Annotated in this window: 18 protein-coding genes; 9 read left to right on the top strand and 9 right to left on the bottom strand. The window is 69.9% G+C overall.

The annotated features are described in order from the left end of the window. Positions 1–21: 21 nt before the first annotated feature. The 5 genes from ACIREE_RS21840 to ACIREE_RS21820 all read right to left on the bottom strand — a co-directional run bounded on the left by ACIREE_RS21840 (position 22) and on the right by ACIREE_RS21820 (position 4344). A complete protein-coding gene (locus tag ACIREE_RS21840; protein ID WP_404154529.1) occupies positions 22–798 on the bottom strand; it encodes a hypothetical protein in 777 nt (258 codons plus the stop codon). Beyond that, positions 795–1757, bottom strand: coding sequence for a sigma-70 family RNA polymerase sigma factor (locus ACIREE_RS21835; protein WP_404154526.1), 963 nt, complete (start codon positions 1755–1757; stop codon positions 795–797). Before ACIREE_RS21835 ends, ACIREE_RS21840 begins: the two co-directional genes overlap by 4 nt. Beyond that, complete coding sequence (locus ACIREE_RS21830; protein WP_404154524.1) at positions 1754–1975, bottom strand: hypothetical protein; 222 nt, start codon at positions 1973–1975, stop codon at positions 1754–1756. Before ACIREE_RS21830 ends, ACIREE_RS21835 begins: the two co-directional genes overlap by 4 nt. A gap of 593 nt (positions 1976–2568) precedes the next feature. Continuing rightward, positions 2569–3249 (bottom strand): glycerophosphodiester phosphodiesterase, encoded by a 681-nt coding sequence (locus ACIREE_RS21825; RefSeq protein WP_404154521.1) that lies wholly within the window; start codon positions 3247–3249, stop codon positions 2569–2571. Positions 3250–3279: 30 nt separating this feature from the next. Further along, positions 3280–4344 (bottom strand): adenosine deaminase, encoded by a 1065-nt coding sequence (locus ACIREE_RS21820; protein WP_404155133.1) that lies wholly within the window; start codon positions 4342–4344, stop codon positions 3280–3282. Positions 4345–4480: 136 nt separating this feature from the next. On the opposite strand from ACIREE_RS21820, the gene ACIREE_RS21815 reads away from it, so the two are divergent. After that, positions 4481–5149, top strand: coding sequence for a DUF4190 domain-containing protein (locus ACIREE_RS21815; RefSeq protein ID WP_404154518.1), 669 nt, complete (start codon positions 4481–4483; stop codon positions 5147–5149). Between the two features lie 189 nt (positions 5150–5338). Here the strand turns inward: ACIREE_RS21815 and ACIREE_RS21810 are convergent, their stop codons facing one another. Then, positions 5339–5896: an NADAR family protein gene (locus ACIREE_RS21810; protein WP_404154515.1), complete on the bottom strand. Its 558-nt coding sequence runs from the start codon at positions 5894–5896 to the stop codon at positions 5339–5341. 217 nt (positions 5897–6113) lie between these two features. Here ACIREE_RS21810 and ACIREE_RS21805 point away from each other — a divergent pair, with 217 nt between their 5' ends. From ACIREE_RS21805 to ACIREE_RS21780, 6 genes are read left to right on the top strand one after another with little or no spacing between them, the layout of a single operon-like run. Beyond that, positions 6114–7673, top strand: coding sequence for a gamma-aminobutyraldehyde dehydrogenase (locus ACIREE_RS21805; protein WP_404154513.1), 1560 nt, complete (start codon positions 6114–6116; stop codon positions 7671–7673). A gap of 40 nt (positions 7674–7713) precedes the next feature. Next, the gene (locus ACIREE_RS21800) at positions 7714–8973 is read left to right on the top strand and encodes a spermidine/putrescine ABC transporter substrate-binding protein (RefSeq protein WP_404154510.1); all 1260 of its coding nucleotides are present in this window, start codon (positions 7714–7716) and stop codon (positions 8971–8973) included. A 54-nt stretch (positions 8974–9027) separates the two neighbouring features. Next, the gene (locus tag ACIREE_RS21795) at positions 9028–10185 is read left to right on the top strand and encodes an ABC transporter ATP-binding protein (protein WP_404154507.1); all 1158 of its coding nucleotides are present in this window, start codon (positions 9028–9030) and stop codon (positions 10183–10185) included. Beyond that, complete coding sequence (locus tag ACIREE_RS21790; protein ID WP_404154505.1) at positions 10182–11108, top strand: ABC transporter permease; 927 nt, start codon at positions 10182–10184, stop codon at positions 11106–11108. The genes ACIREE_RS21795 and ACIREE_RS21790 overlap by 4 nt, the downstream gene beginning before the upstream one ends. Continuing rightward, positions 11108–11899, top strand: coding sequence for an ABC transporter permease (locus tag ACIREE_RS21785; RefSeq protein ID WP_404154502.1), 792 nt, complete (start codon positions 11108–11110; stop codon positions 11897–11899). Before ACIREE_RS21790 ends, ACIREE_RS21785 begins: the two co-directional genes overlap by 1 nt. A gap of 34 nt (positions 11900–11933) precedes the next feature. Next, positions 11934–13352 carry an NAD(P)/FAD-dependent oxidoreductase gene (locus ACIREE_RS21780; RefSeq protein WP_404154499.1) on the top strand — a complete coding sequence of 473 codons (1419 nt, stop codon included), beginning with the start codon at positions 11934–11936 and terminating at the stop codon, positions 13350–13352. Positions 13353–13370: 18 nt separating this feature from the next. On the opposite strand, the gene ACIREE_RS21775 is transcribed toward ACIREE_RS21780, so the two are convergent. Further along, positions 13371–13745: a DUF4440 domain-containing protein gene (locus ACIREE_RS21775; protein WP_404154496.1), complete on the bottom strand. Its 375-nt coding sequence runs from the start codon at positions 13743–13745 to the stop codon at positions 13371–13373. A gap of 124 nt (positions 13746–13869) precedes the next feature. Between ACIREE_RS21775 and ACIREE_RS21770 the strand changes: the two genes are divergently transcribed. Together ACIREE_RS21770 and ACIREE_RS21765 are read left to right on the top strand one after the other, a co-directional pair. Beyond that, the gene (locus ACIREE_RS21770; protein ID WP_404154494.1) at positions 13870–14328 is read left to right on the top strand and encodes a hypothetical protein; all 459 of its coding nucleotides are present in this window, start codon (positions 13870–13872) and stop codon (positions 14326–14328) included. A 178-nt stretch (positions 14329–14506) separates the two neighbouring features. Then, entirely contained in the window at positions 14507–16339 is a 1833-nt protein-coding gene (locus ACIREE_RS21765; RefSeq protein WP_404154491.1) for a chitinase, read from the top strand. Here the strand turns inward: ACIREE_RS21765 and ACIREE_RS21760 are convergent. Together ACIREE_RS21760 and gabT are read right to left on the bottom strand one after the other, a co-directional pair. Next, a complete protein-coding gene (locus ACIREE_RS21760; protein ID WP_404154488.1) occupies positions 16293–16874 on the bottom strand; it encodes a phosphatase PAP2 family protein in 582 nt (193 codons plus the stop codon). The genes ACIREE_RS21765 and ACIREE_RS21760 overlap by 47 nt on opposite strands. Positions 16875–17287: 413 nt before the next feature. Continuing rightward, positions 17288–18622 (bottom strand): 4-aminobutyrate--2-oxoglutarate transaminase, encoded by a 1335-nt coding sequence (gabT, locus tag ACIREE_RS21755; protein WP_404154485.1) that lies wholly within the window; start codon positions 18620–18622, stop codon positions 17288–17290. Positions 18623–18740 lie beyond the last annotated feature (118 nt).

Here is an 18740-nt window from a genome sequence, read left to right as displayed (position 1 = left end):
GACTTGCGCAGGCGAGCGCGGTCAGCGGCTGACGGCCTCCTGGAGTGACCGGGCGTCGTGCGACTTGCGGCCGGGGAGGGTGTCGGAGGCGTCGGGCCGGCCTGCCGTGGTGAGGACTGCACGGACGTGGCGCGCGAAGTCGGGACCCGGCAGAGGCAGGTCCATGTCCGGTTCGCGGAGGTAGCCGATGGTGACGGCGGTCGGCATGTAGGCCATGAGATGGGTGACCGCCGTGGTGCGCGGGCGGACGGTGTGCTTGGACAGGTGGCGCAGGATCCGCAGGATCGTGGTGGTGGAGGTGCTGTGCGGCTGGTCGGGATCCGGCGTCTCGGGTTCCGCGGCCGCGGGGCTGTCGGGTACGGGCTCGACGTCGTCGGTCTGCTGGTGCCACCAGTCGGCGGTGGCGTCCTCGCCCTGCGCCAGGTGGTGGAGATAGAGGCAGTAGGCGGCCGCGGGCTGCCCGGCGCCCGCGGCGTACTGCCACCAGAAGCGGGCGCCGTCGTCCGTGTCGGTGAGCTGAAGCACGCAGGCCAGCGCCAGAGCGCTGCGGGGCTGGGGCACTTGCTCGGTGACGAAGTCGGCGACGTCGGTGGCCGAGGTGTGGGAGACGAGGGTCTCGCACAGGGCCCGCAGGTCTTCGGCGGCATCGCTGTCCGGCACGGTGTCGCCCGTGGCGGGGGCGGGGAGAGCGGTCCGCGGATGACGTGCGGTGGGGCACGTGGTCGGGACGATGTCGCGAGGCACCGTGCGGTCCCGGGCCAGTAGGGCTCGGGAGAGGATGTCTTCGATGCGAGTCACGGTTGGTTCCCTTCGAGGTCGGGTGGGGCGGCGAGGGTGGTCTCGAGGAAGCGGGTCGCGTGCCGTTCGTCGGAGCGGATGGTGGCCAGCGGGGCGCCCAGCAGGTCGGAGACGGTCCAGGTCGGCATGGCACGCAGCCGGCGCAGGACGATGACGTCGAGCTGGTGGTCGGGCAGCCGGCTCATCGCTTTGTAGAGGCCGAGCGTCTCGTGCAACTGCTCCAGGGCCGCGTCCTGGTCGGTGGCGGACAGTAGGGCGACGGTGTCGAAGGCCGTGTGGGAGAACTCGGGGCGACCGTCGATGTGCGGAGTGAGGGCCATGACCGTGGTGCGCAGGACCTTCCAGGCATAGCGGCGGGCATCGGGGCTGGAGAGGGCTTGGGCCCAGCTCAGCCACAACTGGTCGTAGGTGTCGTTGAGAGCGGGATCGCAGCAGTCGTCGGCCAGGAAGACACTGGCGTAGTCGCGGTAGCCGTCCTCGGTGAGCTTGCGGAACGCCTTGTAGTCCAGGGGCGGGGCGGCGGGCCTGGTCGTCACCGCCACGCCGGCGAAGGAATGATCGACCCAGGCGCGGGACTTGTTGTGGGTCTTCACCGCGGCCTGTGCCCAGAGGCGGAACAATGGCGAGTAGGGGATGCGCAGTTCGACCGCCAGGGGATAGAGGACTTCCCAGCGTGGATACATACGGCCGCTCATCAGCTCGGAGACCTTCGATTTGGCCATGTGCAGCTGGGTTCCGAGCTGGCTCATGGTCTGCCCGGACCTGCGGTAGGCGTCGCGCACCGGCTCCAGCCAGGCGCGGTGGGCGCTGCTGCAGTCGGCCGCGATGGGTCCCAGCGGCCGGCCGGGGCGGCCCAGCCGGTGGGCCGGGCCGGCGGGCGCAGCCGCGGCGGGGGAGTCCCGCTTGTCGAACGGCTCGGACTCGTCCGGTGCCGCGGACGGATCGGAGGGTGCGGTCACGGTGCGCCGTCCTCCTTCTCGTGGGGGGAGGCGGTCACACGGTGGCCAGAGGCTGGGGTGTTGTGGTGGCGGGCCGCGCGAGTGATCTGCTGCACGGTCAGGCCGAGCGCGGGCGCGAGCGCGGCGATCGCCGCGACCTGCCCCATGGCGACCATTGCGACGCTCCAGGCGAAAACCGTGAGAGTGGCCGTAACGAGCCATATCTGCTTTCGTTCCATGGGACCTCCAGAAGTGTGGCCTTCTCGAAGCCCGCCGACCCATCCGGAAGCCGACGGGATCCCTGGACAGGACGGGTGCCGAGCCCGTCCGCCGGGGAGGTCAACCACAATGACCGCAGGGGTAGTTGTTACGCCACGTGATCATGGATTCACGGAACAATGCCGGTCATTGAGCGGTCGGCGACGACCGTGCGTGACCGATCGGTGACTAAAAAGCGAGCAGGTCGTGCCCCGGAGGCGTGGAAGTTCCCGGTTTTCCTTGCATTACGGGAGTCGAGGCACCTGAATGGGGGCGAGGCACCTTCGGTGTCGGCCTTCCCATCCGGAAGGGCCCGCTCCCGTGCCGAGAAGTTGGGGGCGTGCAGCTCTGTTCTCGCCTGGCCGTCCATATCGGCCAGGCGAGAGCACGGTGCGGTCGATCGCCAGTGCGCCTCGAACCGTAGTGCACCCCACTGACAACGCACTCCGGCGCACCGTTGGCGCGTGGACGAGCGTGCGAGACAGGTCGCGGGTGCCGTCGGAGGTTGCAACGGGATTCCTTGGTGCGGTAGTTGGCCCATGCGGGCCGCTCACGCACCATCCTCGGCGGCAGGTCAGGCGTCGCGCAGCGCCGTCAGCAGGTCGACACGGTTCGTCGTGATCGAGTCCGCGCCCGCGTCGAGCAGCCGCCGCATCGACCGGCGCGTGTCGGGTGTCCAGGCGGAGACCAGGCAGCCGTCGCGGTGGACGCGGGCCGCAAGGTCCCGACTCACCAGCGGGAAACGGTAGTTGAGCCAGCGCGGGCGGATCGCGTCGAGCAGGGGGCGGCGCGGCGGGGCCAGGCTCGTCCAGGTCAGGGCGATCTCGGCGGCCGGGTCCGCGGCCCGCACCTTGAGCATCGCCGTAGCGCCCGCGCAGTAGTAGACGCGCTCCTCGGCGCCGCACTCCCGGATGACGCCGACGATCGAGCGGACCGCCTCGGCGTCCGCGCCCGGCAGATCGACCATGATCCGGCCGTCCCCGGTCGCGGCGAGCGCGTCGGCGAGCATGGGGACACCGCCCGCCGTCAGGCCGCGCACCTCATCGGCGGAGAGCGCGGACAGCGGACGGTCGTGCTCCCACAGGCGGTTGAGCGTCGCGTCGTGGAGGAGTACGGGAACGCCGTCCCGGGTCAGGCGTACGTCGATCTCCACCGCGTCCGCGCCCCTTTCCAGCGCGGAGCGCAGGGACGGGAGGGTGTTCTCGCGGACGCGGTAGGGATCGCCTCGGTGGGCGACGGCAGTCACGGTGCGCATGCCCACCATTGTGTGGCGCGGGGTGCTCCCTTACGCGTCGGCGAGCCAGCGGTCCGTGTACGTGTCGATCTCCGCGGCGATCCGGGCCTTGCCGGGTTCGTCGAGGAAGGAGGCGCGCACCGCGTTCTTCGCGAGGCCGGCCAGACCACGCTCGTCGAGATCGAGGAGGCGGGCCGCGACCGCGTACTCGGTGTTGAGGTCCGTGGAGAACATCGGCGGGTCGTCCGAGTTGATCGTGACGGGCACGCCCGCGTCCACGAACTGCCGCAGCGGGTGCACGTCGAGGGAGGTCACGGCGCGCGTCGCGATGTTCGACGTCGGGCACACCTCCAGCGGGATCCCGTGCTCGGCGAGGTGCGCGAGCAGCTTCGGGTCCTGGGCGCTGGACGTGCCGTGGCCGATGCGCTCGGCGCCCAGGTAGTTCAGGGCGTCCCACACCGTCTCGGGTCCGGTCGTCTCGCCCGCGTGCGGTACGGAGCGCAGGCCCGCCGCGATCGCACGGTCGAAGTACGGCTTGAACTGCGGCCGGGGCACGCCGATCTCGGGGCCGCCGAGCCCGAACGACACCAGGCCCTCCGGGCGCAGCGCGTCGTCCGTCGCCAGCCGGGTCGTCTCCTCGGCCGCTTCAAGACCTGCCTCGCCGGGGATGTCGAAGCACCAGCGCAGCACTGTGCCGAACTCCGACTCGGCGGCCTTGCGGGCGTCCTCGATGGCCTCCATGAACGCGCGGGCGTCGATCCCGCGGCGGGTGGAGGAGAAGGGGGTGAGGGTCAGCTCGGCGTAGCGCACGTTCTGCCGGGCCATGTCGCGGGCCACCTCGTACGTGAGGAGGCGGACGTCCTCCGGCGTACGGATCAGGTCGACCACGGACAGGTACACGGTGATGAAGTGCGCGAAGTCGGTGAACGTGAAGAAGTCGGCCAGGGCCTCGGGGTCCGCCGGGACCTTCGAGTCGGCGTGCCGGGCCGCGAGTTCCGAGACGATCCTGGGTGAGGCGGAGCCCACGTGGTGCACGTGGAGTTCGGCTTTCGGCAGTCCGGCGATAAAGGTCTGCAGGCTCTGGCTCACGGATTCCTCCCCAGGAACTCGGGTGATCGGCTGATCGGGGTTCCCCGCATCGTATGCGGGGCACGGGCACGGGCTCCCCGGCGGGCGGGATTCCCACGGCCGGGGAGCCCCCGCCCGCGGCCCCGTAGCATGTCGGGACTGACGAACGAAGGGGGCGCTGCACATGGCAGACGGCACCACACCGCAGGGGAACGACCCCTGGGCCGCGCCGCAGGACGCGGCGGCACAGCAGCCGGGCGGTCCGCAGGCGCGCGGCTTGCACGAGAGCCAGACGGTGACGGCGATGCCGGTGCAACACGCACCCAAGACACCGCACCCCCCGCAGGCGCCTCAGCCTCCGCAGGCGCCGTACTCTCCGCAGGCACCTCAGCCCCTTCAGGCCCACATGCCGCCCCAGGCGCCGTACGCGGGGCCGCCCGTACAGCAGGGCGGTCACGTGCCGCCCCCGCCGGTCTCGCCCGCGGGCCCCGGCCTGCCGTCGTACGGCAGTTACCAGGGCGGGCCGGGGTACGCCTACCCGCCGCAGCAGCTCGCGCCGTACGGCATGCCTCCCCAGTACGGCTGGCCCGGCGGCATGCCGGCGCAGCCGAGCAACGGCATCGGGGTCACCGCGATGGTGACCGGCATCGTCTCAGCCGTGCTGTGCATGATGTGGCCGCTCGCCATCATCCTGGGCATCCTCGGCATCGTCTTCGGCATCATCGGCCGTGGCAAGGCCAAGCGCGGCGAGGCGGCCAACCCCGGACAGGCGTTGACCGGGATCATCTGCGGCTCGTTCGGCCTCGTCGTGGGCATCGGGTTCATCGTGCTGCTGGTCGTGGTCAACAGCTGATCCCGACAGCTGCTCCCGGCCGGCAGTTGATCGTGGTCGACAGCTGATCCCGGTCGACAGTCGATCGTGGTCAATAGCTGATCCCGGTCGACAGTTGATCGTGGTCAACAGCTGCTCCCGGTCGACAGCCGGCCGAAGGGCCGGAACCGTGTGACGGGCCCGGGGCGCCGCCCCGGGCCCGTACGCATGTCAGGCCCCGGCCGCGAGCCGCCGCCGCGCCGCCATCAACGCGAACCCCAGCAAATTCGGCCCGCGCCAGGTCAGCGGGTCCTGTGCCGCCGGGTCGTCCGCCGCCAGGCCGATGCCCCAGATCCGGTCCACCGGGCTCGCCTCGACCAGTACGCGATCGCCCGTGGCCAGCAGAAAGTCCCGCAGGCCCGGATCCGCCGCGAACTTGTGGACACTGCCCTCGACGACGATCCGCAGCCGCTCCCGCTGCCACACCGCGTCATCGAAGCCCCGCACGAGGCGGCCCGCCTTCTTGGCCTGGGACGGGTGTCCCGCCGCCAGCACGTGCCGCTCGGCCTCCGCGTCATCGAACAGGCGGGCCTTCGCGGCCATCATCCAGTGCTCCGCCGTCGCGTACTCCACGCCGTCCACGGTGAACGGCGACGGCCACCACTGACTCAGACAACTCGCGCCCAGCTCGCCGTCCTTGCGCGGTGCGTGCCCCCAGAAATACAGATACTTCACGCGCGCCCCCGCAGCGAGGGCCGCCACCAGTGCTTCCCTGCTGTCGATCTCCATGCACGCGAGTCTGGCACGCACCACTGACACTCCGTCCTGGGTTTTCCAAGGCGACTCGACACCTGGTCGACAGATTCCGTCGCGTAATCAAATGGCAACAACGGAATCACTTGTTGGAGTACCCACCCTCTGTCAGGATCGGCACTCAAATCGAGCTGGAGCCACGTCGGTGCCTGCGGGACGGGACATCGACGGAGGAGAGCGAGAGCGAGCACTCATGCACAACCCCACCCCGGACGACCCCCTCACGGCCACCTCCGTCGCCGCCGCCGCGCAGGAACGCTTCGCCGACGGGGCGAACTTCGTCGCCGGACGCCTGGCCAAGGGCACATCGGGCCGCACCCACGCCGTCGTCGACCCGGCCACCGGCGAGGAGGCGTACACGTACGAACTGGCGGGCGCGGACGACGTGGACGCCGCCGTCGCCGCCGCCCGCGCGGCCTTCCCTGGCTGGTCGGGCGCGACACCGGGCGAGCGGTCCGACGCGATGCACCGGTTCGCGCGGGTGCTGGCCGAGCGGGCCGAGGAGCTCGCGCGCCTGGAGTCGCTGCAGTGCGGCAAGCCCATCAGGCTGAGCCGCGAGTTCGACGTCCCCGGGACCGTCGACAACACCGCGTTCTTCGCGGGCGCGGCTCGCCACCTGCAAGGCCAGTCGGCCGGTGAGTACAGCGGCGACCACACCTCCTACGTACGCCGTGAGGCGATCGGCGTCGTCGGCTCCATCGCCCCCTGGAACTACCCGCTGCAGATGGCCGCCTGGAAGGTGCTGCCGGCCATCGCCGCCGGGAACACCATCGTCCTCAAGCCCGCCGAACTGACGCCGTTCACCTCGCTGCTCTTCGCGCAGGCGGCGACCGAGGCCGGGATCCCCGACGGCGTCGTCAACGTCGTCTCCGGCGCGGGCAGGGACGCGGGCGAGCGCCTGGTCGGGCACCCCGGCGTCGCCATGACCTCCTTCACCGGCTCCACCGGCGTCGGCAAGCGCGTCGCCGAGATCGCCACCGCCACCGTGAAGCGGCTGCACCTGGAGCTCGGCGGCAAGGCACCCTTCGTCGTCTTCGACGACGCCGACCTGGAGGCCGCCGTGCACGGCGCCGTCGCGGGCGCCCTAATCAACACCGGGCAGGACTGCACCGCCGCCACGCGCGCGTACGTGCAACGCCCGCTCTACGACGCCTTCGTGTCCGGCGTCGCGGACCTGATGCGCACGGTCCGCCTCGGCGACCCGTTCGACCCCGACACCGACCTGGGGCCGCTCATCACGCACGCCCAGCGCGACCGCGTCGCGGGCTTCGTCGACCGTGCGCGCGACTACGCGCGCGTGGTCACCGGCGGCCGGGCCCCGCAAGGTGAACTCGCCCGCGGCGCCTACTACGAGCCGACCCTCATCGCCGACGCCGCGCAGGACAGCGAGGTCGTGCAGTCCGAGATCTTCGGGCCCGTCCTGGTCGTGCTGCCCTTCGACAGCGACGAGGAGGGCATCCGGCTCGCCAACGACACCCCTTACGGGCTCGCCGCCTCCGCCTGGTCCCGTGACGTGTTCCGGGCGAACCGCGCCACCCGCGAGATCAAGGCGGGCTGCGTCTGGATCAACGACCACATCCCGATCCTCAGCGAGATGCCGCACGGCGGGTACAAGGCGTCCGGCTTCGGCAAGGACATGTCCGCGTACTCCTTCGAGGAGTACACCCAGGTCAAGCACGTCATGTTCGACAACACCGCGGTCGCCAGGAAGGACTGGCACCGCACGATCTTCGGGGACCGACCGCAACCGTAACCGTCCTCCCGTAAGGGCCTTTCGAAAGGGCACCACGCGCATGGAGCAGTACGAGCCCGACCGCCTGTCCCCAGCCCAAGTGGCCGCTGTGCAACGGAGTTTCAGGAACAGCCGCGCCAGGACGGCGCTCTCCCGGCGGTCCCTGCTCCGCGCCTCGACGGGCGGCGCGCTCGCCCTCGGCGGGCTCGGGAGCTTGAGCGCCTGCGGCATCCCGGCCGCGAGCAAGTCCGGGGGCGGGATCTCGTCCGAGGACCACTCGGCCAAGGAGAAGGAGGTCACCTTCTCCAACTGGACCGAGTACATCGACATGAGCGACGACGAGAAGCACCGGCCCAGCCTGGAGGCGTTCACCAAGCGCACCGGGATCCAGGTCAAGTACACCGAGGACATCAACGACAACGTCGAGTTCTTCGGCAAGCTCAAGCCGCAGCTCGCGGCGGGCCAGGACACCGGCCGCGACATCATCGTGCTCACCGACTGGCTCGCCGCCCGCCTCATCCGCTACGGCTGGGTGCAGAAGCTCGACGCGGCCCACCTGCCGCACGCGTACACCAATCTGTCCGGCCAGTTCCGCGACCCCGACTGGGACCCGGGCCGCGCCTACTCCTACCCCTGGCAGGGCATCGCGACGGTCATCGCGTACAACACGAAGGCCACGGGCGGCAAAGAGATCACCTCGGTCTCACAGCTCCTCGACGACCCGAAGCTGAAGGGCAGGGTCGGCCTGCTCTCCGAGATGCGCGACAGCATCGGCATGACCCTGCTCGACCTCGGCAAGGACCCGCGGACCTTCACGGCGGACGACTTCGACGCGGCGACCGCCCGCCTGCAGAAGGCCGTCGACAAGAACCAGGTCCGCCGCTTCACCGGCAACGACTACATAGCCGACCTCAGCAAGGGCGACCTGGCGGCCTGTCTCGCCTGGGCCGGTGACGTGGTGCAGCTCCAGGCGGACAACCCGGACGTCAAGTTCGCGATCCCGGACGCCGGTTACATCTCGTCGACCGACAACATGCTGATCCCGAACAAGGCACGGCACAAGACGAACGCCGAGAAGCTCATGGACTACTACTACGAGCCGGCCGTCGGTGCCCAACTCGCCGCCTGGATCAACTACGTCACGCCGCTCGACAGCAGCGTCGTCAAACCGGAGCTCGCCAAGATCGACAAGGACGTCGCGAACGACCCCCTCATCGTCCCCGACAAGGCGATGGCGGCCAGGGCGCACAGCTTCCGCTCGCTGACCGCGAAGGAAGAGACGGCGTTCGAGGAGAAGTTCGCCCAGCTCACCGGCGGCTGAGCCCACCGGTTCTTCCGCACCTGCCCCCGCTCCCAGACTCCTTGGACTCACACCATGACGACCGACCACGGCGGCGACGTCCGTCTCACCGGGATCAGCAAGACGTACGACAACGGGTTCACCGCGGTGCGGCCGCTGGACCTCACCGTCCCGCAGGGCTCGTTCTTCGCGCTGCTCGGCGCCTCCGGCTGCGGCAAGACGACCACGCTGCGCATGATCGCGGGGCTTGAGGAACCGACGACAGGAACGGTTCACCTCGGCGATCAGGACGTCACCGCGCTACCGCCCTACAAGCGGCCGGTGAACACCGTCTTCCAGTCCTACGCGCTCTTCCCGCACCTCGACGTCTTCGAGAACGTCGCCTTCGGACTGCGCCGCCGCGGCATCAAGTCGGTGAAGAAGCAGGTCGAGGAGATGCTCGACCTGGTGCAGCTCGGCGAGCACGTCCGCAAGAAGCCGCAGCAGCTCTCCGGCGGCCAGCAGCAGCGCGTCGCCGTGGCCCGCGCCCTCATCAACCACCCCAAGGTGCTCCTGCTCGACGAGCCGCTCGGCGCCCTCGACCTCAAGCTGCGCCGCCAGATGCAGCTGGAGCTCAAGCGCATCCAGACCGAGGTCGGCATCACGTTCATCCACGTCACGCACGACCAGGAGGAGGCCATGACCATGGCCGACACCGTCGCCGTGATGAACCGGGGCCGCGTCGAGCAACTCGGCGCCCCCACCGACCTGTACGAGAACCCGGGCTCCACCTTCGTCGCCAACTTCCTCGGCACCTCGAACTTCATCGAGGCCGAGATCGTCGGCCGCGCCGGAGAGGACCTGACGCTGAAGGCGGGCGACGGCAAGCTCACCCTGCCCACCGCGCGATGTTCCGCCGCCACCGCGACGGGCGGCAAGGTCCTGGTCGGCGTACGGCCCGAGAAGATATCGCTCACCCACGCCGACGACGCGGCCACGATCCCCGACGGCCGCAACCGCATCACCGGCCGGATCGCCGACAGCAGCTTCATCGGCGTCTCCACGCAGTACGTCGTCGACAGCCCGCTGTGCGACGCGTTCGAGGTGTACGCCCAGAACATCGAGCGCGACACCCGGCTCGTGCCCGGCGCCGAGGTCGTCCTGCACTGGAACCCGGCGCACACCTTCGGGCTCGACGCCGCGCAAGATGCCGAGGCCGGCGTCGAGAAGGTTGCGGAGGACGCGGCCGCATGAGCGCGATCACCGAGGCACCTCCCGCGACCGAGGCACCCGAGGCTCCCCGAAAGCCGCGCCGCCGCGGCCGCCTCGTCCCGTACTGGCTGCTGCTCCCCGGCATCCTCTGGCTGGTGATCTTCTTCGCCCTGCCGATGGTCTACCAGGCCTCGACCTCGGTGCAGCAGGGGTCGCTGGAGGACGGCTTCAAGGTCACCTGGCACTTCGCCACGTACTGGGACGCGCTGTCCGACTACTACCCGCAGTTCCTGCGCTCCGTCCTGTACGCGGGCTGCGCCACGATCCTGTGCCTGCTGCTCGGCTATCCGCTGGCCTACCTGATCGCGTTCCGCGCGGGCCGCTGGCGCAACGTCGTACTGATCCTGGTCATCGCGCCGTTCTTCACCAGCTTCCTGATCCGCACGCTCGCCTGGAAGACGATCCTCGCGGACGGCGGGCCCGTCGTCGGCGCCCTCAACACCCTGCATCTGCTCGACGTCACGACCTGGCTCGGGATGACCGAGGGCGACCGGGTGCTCGCCACCCCGCTCGCGGTGGTGTGCGGACTCACCTACAACTTCCTGCCGTTCATGATCCTGCCGCTGTACACGTCGTTGGAGCGTATCGACGGCCGACTGCACGAAGCGGCCGGCGATCTCTACGCCTCGCCCGCGACCACCTTCCGCAAGGTGACCTTCCCGCTGTCGATGCCCGGCGTCGTCTCCGGGACCCTGCTGACCTTCATCCCGGCGGCCGGCGACTACGTGAACGCGGACCTGCTCGGCTCCACCGACACCCGCATGGTCGGCAACGTCATCCAGACGCAGTTCCTTCGCATCCTCGACTACCCGACGGCGGCGGCGCTTTCCTTCATCCTCATGGCGGCCATTCTCGTCATGGTCACCGTCTACATTCGCCGTGCCGGAACGGAGGACCTCGTCTGATGCGCTGGCTGCGGAAGAATCTCGTGGTGATAGCGGGCCTGATCACGCTCGCGTATCTGCTCCTGCCGAACGTCGTCGTCACGGTGTTCTCCTTCAACAAGCCCAAGGGCCGCTTCAATTACGAGTGGCAGCAGTTCTCGCTCGACGCCTGGAAGAACCCGTGCGGCGTCGCCGACATGTGCGGCTCGCTCTCGATCAGCCTGCAGATCGCGGTGTGGGCGACCATCGGCGCGACGGCCCTCGGCACGATGATCGCCTTCGCCCTCGTGCGCTACCGGTTCCGGGCGCGGGGCGCGGTGAACTCGCTGATCTTCCTGCCCATGGCGATGCCGGAGGTCGTGATGGCGGCCTCGCTGCTCACGCTCTTCCTCAACATGGGCGCCCAGCTGGGCTTCTGGACGATCCTCATCGCCCACATCATGTTCTGCCTCAGCTTCGTGGTGACGGCCGTGAAGGCGCGGGTGATGTCGATGGACCCGCGGCTCGAACAGGCCGCGCAGGATCTGTACGCGGGCCCTGTCCAGACCTTCGTCCGCGTCACGCTGCCGATCGCGGCGCCCGGAATCGCGGCGGGCGCGCTGCTCGCCTTCGCGCTCTCCTTCGACGATTTCATCATCACGAATTTCAACGCGGGCTCGACGGTCACCTTCCCCATGTTCGTGTGGGGCTCGGCGCAGCGCGGCACGCCCGTTCAGATCAATGTCATCGGTACGGCCATGTTTCTCGTCGCCGTAGTGTGCGTGCTGGCCGGAATGATGGTCGGCAAACGAAAGAACAAGACAGCCGCCTGAGGCTGTGCACCGAATTTCTGAGGGAGTTGGAATCATGGCCGCTGGTGCCATGAATCGCTGGACGACGTCACTCGCCGACGCCAAGCCGGTCCCGTACTGGCTCGACGACCCCGGCAAACCCGAGGCCCGCCCCGCTCTCACCGGGGACGAGCGCTGCGACCTGCTGGTCGTGGGCGGCGGCTACAGCGGCCTGTGGACGGCGCTGCTCGCCAAGGAGCGCGATCCGGGCCGTGACGTCGTCCTCGTCGAGGGCCGCGAGATCGGCTGGGCCGCCTCCGGGCGCAACGGCGGATTCTGCGCCGGGTCCCTCACGCACGGCACGGCCAACGGGCTCGCCCGCTGGCCGTCGGAGATCAAGAAGCTGGAGGAGCTGGGCGCCGCCAACCTCGACGCCATCGAAGCCGCGGTCGCTCGCTACTCCATCGACTGCGACTTCGAGCGCACCGGCGAGCTGGACGTGGCGACGCAGCCGCACCAGCTGTCCGAACTGCGCGAATTCTACGACGAGTTGAGTGAGGCAGGCCTTGCCGATGGCCTGGAGGTGATGGACGCGGACCAGGTCCGTGAACAGGTCGCGTCCCCCACCTTCCTCGGCGCCCTGTACGACCGTGACGGCGTCGCCATGCTGCACCCGGCGAAGCTCGCGTGGGGCCTCAAGCAGGCCTGCCTCGACCTCGGCGTACGCATCTACGAGCACACGCCGGCCACGCAACTCGCCTCGAACGGCGCCGGTTTGGCGGTCCGCACCCCGTACGGCCGGATCTTCGCCCAGCACGCGGCGCTCGGCACGAACGTCTTCCCGTCGCTGGTCAAGCGGGTGCGTTCGTACACGGTCCCGGTCTACGACTACGCGCTGATGACCGAGCCGCTGAACGCGGCCCAGCTGGAGTCGATCGGCTGGAAGAACCGACAGGGTCTCGGCGACTCGGCGAACCAGTTCCACTACTTCCGGCTGTCGGCGGACAACCGCATCCTCTGGGGCGGCTACGACGCGATCTACCCGTACGGCGGCCGCGTACGGGAGGAGCACGATCACCGCCCCGAGACGTACGCGAAGCTCGCGGGCCACTTCTTCACCTGTTTCCCGCAGTTGGAGGGCGTGCGCTTCACGCACGCGTGGGGCGGCGCGATCGACACGTGCTCCCGCTTCTCGGCGTTCTTCGGCACCGCGCACGGCGGTCGCGTCGCCTACGCCGCCGGGTACACCGGCCTGGGCGTCGGGGCGACCCGGTTCGGCGCGGACGTCATGCTCGATCTGCTGTCGGGCGAGCGCACGGAACGTACGGAGCTGGAGATGGTCAGGACGAAGCCGCTCCCGTTCCCGCCGGAACCGTTCGCGTACACCGGCATCGCGCTCACCAAGTGGTCGCTGGCCCGCGCCGACGACAACGGCGGCCGCCGCAACCTGTGGCTGAAGGCGATGGACACCCTGGGCCTCGGCTTCGACAGCTGATCCACCGGTCCCTTCGCTCTACGAATCGCTGAGCGTCCCCTGATGGAAGTACAGCCGCCACCCGGCCTCGGGGTGGCGGCGCCACAGGGAGCTGCGATTGGCCCGGCGGCCCCGGTCGTCCGTGTGGTAGCTGAGGTGCACGACCCCGGGCGCGAGCAGCGTGCCCGCCATCTTCGTCACCTGTACCGGGTGTTCGGGGTGCACGGACACCGCACCCGTCACCTTCAGGATCGACTCCCGGTCCCAGCGCCGCCCCGAGGTCCCGAACTCGAAGAACTCCGGGTCGAGCAGGGCGGTCACCCACTCGTCGGAGGCGCGCACGGCCGGGTCGAGGAGCCGCAGCTCGCCGTCGATCGCCGCCTGGATCTGCCGCTGTTCGTCGTCGGTCGCCATGCCGGGACGGTAGCCGTGTGATCCGGTCCACCGCCAAGAAGTTTCCCGGAGTCGCGTAATGCCCGGGGCTGCGGCCCCTCTCGCTCGTGACCATCAGCGTCCGAGTGAAGAAGGAGGTCCCGCCATGACTGGCTCCGGGGCTGAGGCGGCGGTCGAATGGCTTGTGGCGGTGGCGCCGGATCCGGAGGCGTGCCGCTGGGAGTGGGAGCGCAATCCGCTCGGGGTGGCGCTGCTGCCCGCGGGGAAACAGTGGGACGTACTGATCCTGCCGGGGGAGCTGGGCTATCCCACCCTCGACGTCCTCACCCGCGTCGTCGACCGCACGGGACCGGTCCTCGCGGACTTCGGCGACGCCCGCATGGGTTTCTTCGTGCCGGCGGGCACGGCCGCCCGCTGGCTCGGCACGGGGGTGCGCAGCGCGGGCCGCGGCACCTGGATCGTGGTGCCCTACCCGGGCCGCTCCAACGGTGGCGTCCGCTGGCTGGTGCCACCGGACGGCTCCGGCACCCTCACCGATCCGGGTCTGCTGGAGCTGGCGATGCACGAGGCCGCGGCCCAACTGGGCCGGGCCACAGGTGAGTAGAGGCAGCTCAGAGTCTTGACAACCGGATTGGTCTGGACCAAGTTGGGCGCACTTCACCGTGCCCGTTCCCCACCGCGCCGGTTCTCCGCCGTGCCCGTTCTCCGCCGTGCCCGTCCCCTCGCTCCCTTCCTTCGCTCCCTTCCCTCGCTCCGTTCCTTCGCCCCGCCCGGAGGCACTCATGGACCGTCCCAGACCTCTCACCCGTATACGGCGCAGAGTGCTCACCGCGCTCACTGCCACCGCGCTCGCCGCAACCGGCCTCACCGCCCTGTCCGCCACGACGGCCGGTGCGGCCGACGCCGATCTGGCGAAGAACGGCGGCTTCGAGTCGTCCCTCGACGGCTGGACCTGTACGGCGAACACCGGTGTGACCGTCAACTCGCCCGCGCGCACCGGCGCTTCGTCCCTCCGCGCCACCCCGACCGCGGCCGACAACGCCCAGTGCGCGCAGACCGTGACCGTCAGACCGGACTCGGCCTACACCCTGTCCGGCTACGTCCGCGGCTCTTACGTCTACCTCGGCGCGAGCGGCACCGGCACCACCGACGTGTCGACCTGGACCGCGTCGGCCCCGGACTGGCAGCAGTTGACGACGGCGTTCCGCACGGGCCCGGCCACCACCAAGGTCACGATCTACACCCACGGCTGGTACGGCACCCCGGCCTACAACGCCGACGACATCACCCTCCTCGGCCCCGGCACCGAGGCCCCCGTTCCGCCCACGGCCCCGACCGGCCTGGCGACCGGCACGATCACGTCCACGAGCGTCGCCCTCTCCTGGAAGGCCGTCGCCGGTGCGAGCAGTTACGCGCTCTACGCGAACGGCGCCAAAACCCGTACGGTGAACGGCACTTCGACGACCGTCACCGGTCTCACGCCCGCCACGGCGTACAGCTATCAGGTGACGGCGCTCAACGAAGAGGGCGAATCCCCGAAGTCCGCGACGGTCACGGCGACGACGGCGAAGGGCTCGGACGGCGGAGGCGGCTCGTCCGACCTCCCGACGCACGCCCTGGTCGGCTACCTCCACGCGAGCTTCGCCAACGGCGCGGGCTACACCCGCCTCGCCGACGTCCCCGACAGCTGGGACGTCATCGACCTCGCCTTCGGCGAACCCACGTCGACGACCTCCGGCGACATCCGCTTCGACCGCTGCCCGGCCACGGAGTGCCCCGGCGTCGAATCGGACGCCGAATTCAAAGCGGCCGTGAAGGCGAAGCAGGCGGCGGGCAAGAAGGTCCTGATCTCCATCGGCGGCCAGAACGGCCAGGTCCAGCTGACCACGACGGCGGCCCGCGACACCTTCGTCTCCTCGGTCTCGAAGATCATCGACGAGTACGGTCTCGACGGCCTGGACGTCGACTTCGAGGGCCACTCCCTGTCCCTGAACACGAACGACACGGACTTCAAGAACCCGACGACCCCGGTCATCGTGAACCTGATCTCGGCGCTGAAGACCCTGAAGGCCAAGTACGGAACCACGTTCGTCCTGTCCATGGCCCCGGAGACCTTCTTCGTCCAGAACGGCTACCAGTTCTACGGCACCGGCAAGTGGGGCGGCCAGGACCCGCGCTGCGGCGCCTACCTCCCCGTCATCCACGCACTGCGCGACGACCTGACGCTGCTGCACGTCCAGGACTACAACTCGGGCCCGATCATGGGTCTCGACAACCAGTACCACTCCATGGGCGGCGCCGACTTCCACATCGCCATGACCGACATGCTCCTCACCGGCTTCCCGGTCGCAGGCGACGCGAACAACGTCTTCCCGCCGCTGCGCCCCGACCAGATAGCCATCGGCATGCCCGCCTCGACGAACGCGGGCAACGGATACGTCTCCCCGGCCGAGACGAACAAGGCGCTGAACTGCCTCACCAAGAAGACCGACTGCGGCTCGTACACCCCGCACGGCACGTGGCCGGGGCTGCGGGGACTGATGACGTGGTCGGTGAACTGGGACCGCTTCAACAACTGGGCGTTCCAGAAGAACTTCGACGCCTACTTCGGCTGATCGCGTACGCGGCGCAGTACAGCAGCAGGGCCGCCAGACACCAGCTCCCGATCACATCGACCGGCCAGTGATACCCCTGCCGGACGAGCCCCAGGCCTACGGCCGCGTTGACCACGACGCAGCCGTAGGCCGCCGCATGTCCGCGTTCGCGGAGCACCTCACGCAGCAGCAGGACGCAGAGCCCGTACGCGACCGCGGCCGTCGCCGCGTGGCCCGAGGGATAGAAGCCGGTCTCCGGGGCCATCGGCGGCGGGCCGGGGCGGGCCAGCCACAGCTGAAGGGGCGAGACGAGGGCCGGGACCAGCGCCATGGTGACGACCGCCGCGAGGGCGGTGAGCCAGTGGCGGGTGCGCCAGGTGACGTACGCGAGGGTCGCGGCCAGGATCGGCAGGGCCACCGTCATGTTGCCGAGGTCGGCGAAGAACTCGGCCGGTACGGAGGGGATCGCGCTCGTGCGGATCGCGGTGCCGAGGCGCACGTCGGGGGAGAGGAGCGGGCCGTCCACCGCCACCTGCCAGGTGAGAACGGTGAGCACGATGAGGGCGAGGCCCGCGAGAAGGGGGTGAAGAGGGGGAAAAATGGTCGGCCGGCCCGGAACAGGGGGGGTAGTTCCGAGCCGGCCGAACTGATCGGCGTGCCGCGCGCCCCGGGGGGTTTGGGGCGGACGACCGTCCGATCGGTGAGGAGTTCCGGAGCCGGAAGCTCCGGGTGTGTGCGCGAGGGCACGACCAGGGCGGTGCTGGGGAGGCTCCGACCCGGTGTCGCCCACAGTCCCCTGTGGGCGGGGTGTTTCTCTCATCTGCAGAAACCGTACGGCAGGGCGCGAGGCCACGACAGCGGCTTGACCAACACGCCATCGGGCCCGCACACCTTCTTCACACGGCCCGACCGTCACCGCAGGTCACGGAATGGTTACCGCTTCGACAGGCGCCGGAATGCCACCCGTCGTCACAGCGCGGCGAAGGCGTTCTCAAGGATGTCGAGGCCCTCGTTCAGCAGGTCCTGGCCGATCACCAGCGGGGGCAGGAAGCGCAGCACGTTGCCGTAGGTGCCACAAGTGAGGACGAGGAGACCCTCGGCGTGACAGGCCTTGGCGAGCGCCGCCGTCGCCTCCGGGTGCGGCTCCTTGGTCGCGGGGTCCTTCACCAGCTCGATGGCGATCATCCCGCCGCGGCCGCGCACGTCGCCGATGACGGAGAACTTCTCCGCCATCACCGAGAGGCGGTCCTTCATCGTCCGCTCGATCTCCTTCGCGCGGGCGTTGAGGTCGAGCTCCTTCATCGTCTCGATGGCGCCGAGCGCACCGGCGCAGGCCACCGGGTTGCCGCCGTAGGTGCCGCCGAGGCCGCCCGCGTGCGCGGCGTCCATGATCTCGGCGCGGCCCGTGACGGCGGCGAGCGGGAGGCCGCCCGCGATGCCCTTGGCGGTGGTGATCAGGTCGGGGACGATGCCCTCGTCCTCACAGGCGAACCACTGGCCGGTGCGGCAGAAGCCGGACTGGATCTCGTCCGCGACGAAGACGATGCCGTTGTCCGTGGCGAACTTGCTGATCGCCGGCAGGAAGCCCTTGGCCGGCTCGATGAAGCCGCCCTCACCGAGCACCGGCTCGATGATGATCGCGGCGACGTTGTCCGCGCCGACCTGCTTGGTGATCTGGTCGATCGCCTGGGCCGCGGCCTCGGGACCCGCGTTCTCCGCGCCGGTCGGCCAGCGGTAGCCGTACGCCACCGGCACCCGGTAGACCTCGGGCGCGAACGGCCCGAAGCCGTGCTTGTACGGCATGTTCTTCGAGGTCAGCGCCATCGTCAGGTTCGTACGGCCGTGGTAGCCGTGGTCGAAGACGACGACCGCCTGGCGCTTGGTGTACGCACGGGCGATCTTGACCGCGTTCTCGACGGCCTCGGCGCCCGAGTTGAACAGGGCCGACTTCTTGGCGTGGTCGCCCGGCGTCAGCTCGGCCAGCGCCTCGGCGACGGCGACATAGCCCTCGTACGGCGTGACCATGAAACAGGTGTGGGTGAACTCCTGGAGCTGGGCCGACGCCCGGCGCACGACCGCCTCGGCGCTCGCGCCGACCGAGGTGACCGCGATGCCGGAGCCGAAGTCGATCAGGCGGTTGCCGTCGACGTCCTCGATGATGCCGCGGTCCACCCGGGCGGTGAACACGGGAAGCGTGGAGCCCACGCCGGCCGCGACGGCCGCCAGGCGGCGGGCCTGCAGCTCCTGCGACTTCGGGCCGGGGATGGCGGTGACGACGCGGCGCTCCTGCGGGATGTCGCTCATGCGGGGCTCCTGGTTCTGGTTCGGGCCCGGTTTCGCCGGGTTGGTACGGGGGTTGTCTCGCAGGTTAGGTGCGAGGTCGGGGGCCGGTCATGCTCCATCGGGGTGGGATCGCGCGGGC

Source organism: Streptomyces sp. NPDC102467, from assembly GCF_044765445.1.
Taxonomy (GTDB): domain Bacteria; phylum Actinomycetota; class Actinomycetes; order Streptomycetales; family Streptomycetaceae; genus Streptomyces.
This window is presented reverse-complemented; position numbering and strand designations above follow the sequence as displayed.

What these genes read in the sequence shown, in the direction of transcription:
- ACIREE_RS21830 (WP_404154524.1), bottom strand. Translation starts at nt 1,975, where the DNA reads ATGGAACGAAAGCAGATATGGCTCGTTACGGCCACTCTCACGGTTTTC.
- ACIREE_RS21825 (WP_404154521.1), bottom strand. Translation starts at nt 3,249, where the DNA reads ATGCGCACCGTGACTGCCGTCGCCCACCGAGGCGATCCCTACCGCGTC.
- ACIREE_RS21815 (WP_404154518.1), top strand. Translation starts at nt 4,481, where the DNA reads ATGGCAGACGGCACCACACCGCAGGGGAACGACCCCTGGGCCGCGCCG.
- ACIREE_RS21810 (WP_404154515.1), bottom strand. Translation starts at nt 5,896, where the DNA reads ATGGAGATCGACAGCAGGGAAGCACTGGTGGCGGCCCTCGCTGCGGGG.
- ACIREE_RS21805 (WP_404154513.1), top strand. Translation starts at nt 6,114, where the DNA reads ATGCACAACCCCACCCCGGACGACCCCCTCACGGCCACCTCCGTCGCC.
- ACIREE_RS21800 (WP_404154510.1), top strand. Translation starts at nt 7,714, where the DNA reads ATGGAGCAGTACGAGCCCGACCGCCTGTCCCCAGCCCAAGTGGCCGCT.
- ACIREE_RS21795 (WP_404154507.1), top strand. Translation starts at nt 9,028, where the DNA reads ATGACGACCGACCACGGCGGCGACGTCCGTCTCACCGGGATCAGCAAG.
- ACIREE_RS21790 (WP_404154505.1), top strand. Translation starts at nt 10,182, where the DNA reads ATGAGCGCGATCACCGAGGCACCTCCCGCGACCGAGGCACCCGAGGCT.
- ACIREE_RS21785 (WP_404154502.1), top strand. Translation starts at nt 11,108, where the DNA reads ATGCGCTGGCTGCGGAAGAATCTCGTGGTGATAGCGGGCCTGATCACG.
- ACIREE_RS21780 (WP_404154499.1), top strand. Translation starts at nt 11,934, where the DNA reads ATGGCCGCTGGTGCCATGAATCGCTGGACGACGTCACTCGCCGACGCC.
- ACIREE_RS21775 (WP_404154496.1), bottom strand. Translation starts at nt 13,745, where the DNA reads ATGGCGACCGACGACGAACAGCGGCAGATCCAGGCGGCGATCGACGGC.
- ACIREE_RS21770 (WP_404154494.1), top strand. Translation starts at nt 13,870, where the DNA reads ATGACTGGCTCCGGGGCTGAGGCGGCGGTCGAATGGCTTGTGGCGGTG.
- ACIREE_RS21765 (WP_404154491.1), top strand. Translation starts at nt 14,507, where the DNA reads ATGGACCGTCCCAGACCTCTCACCCGTATACGGCGCAGAGTGCTCACC.
- gabT (WP_404154485.1), bottom strand. Translation starts at nt 18,622, where the DNA reads ATGAGCGACATCCCGCAGGAGCGCCGCGTCGTCACCGCCATCCCCGGC.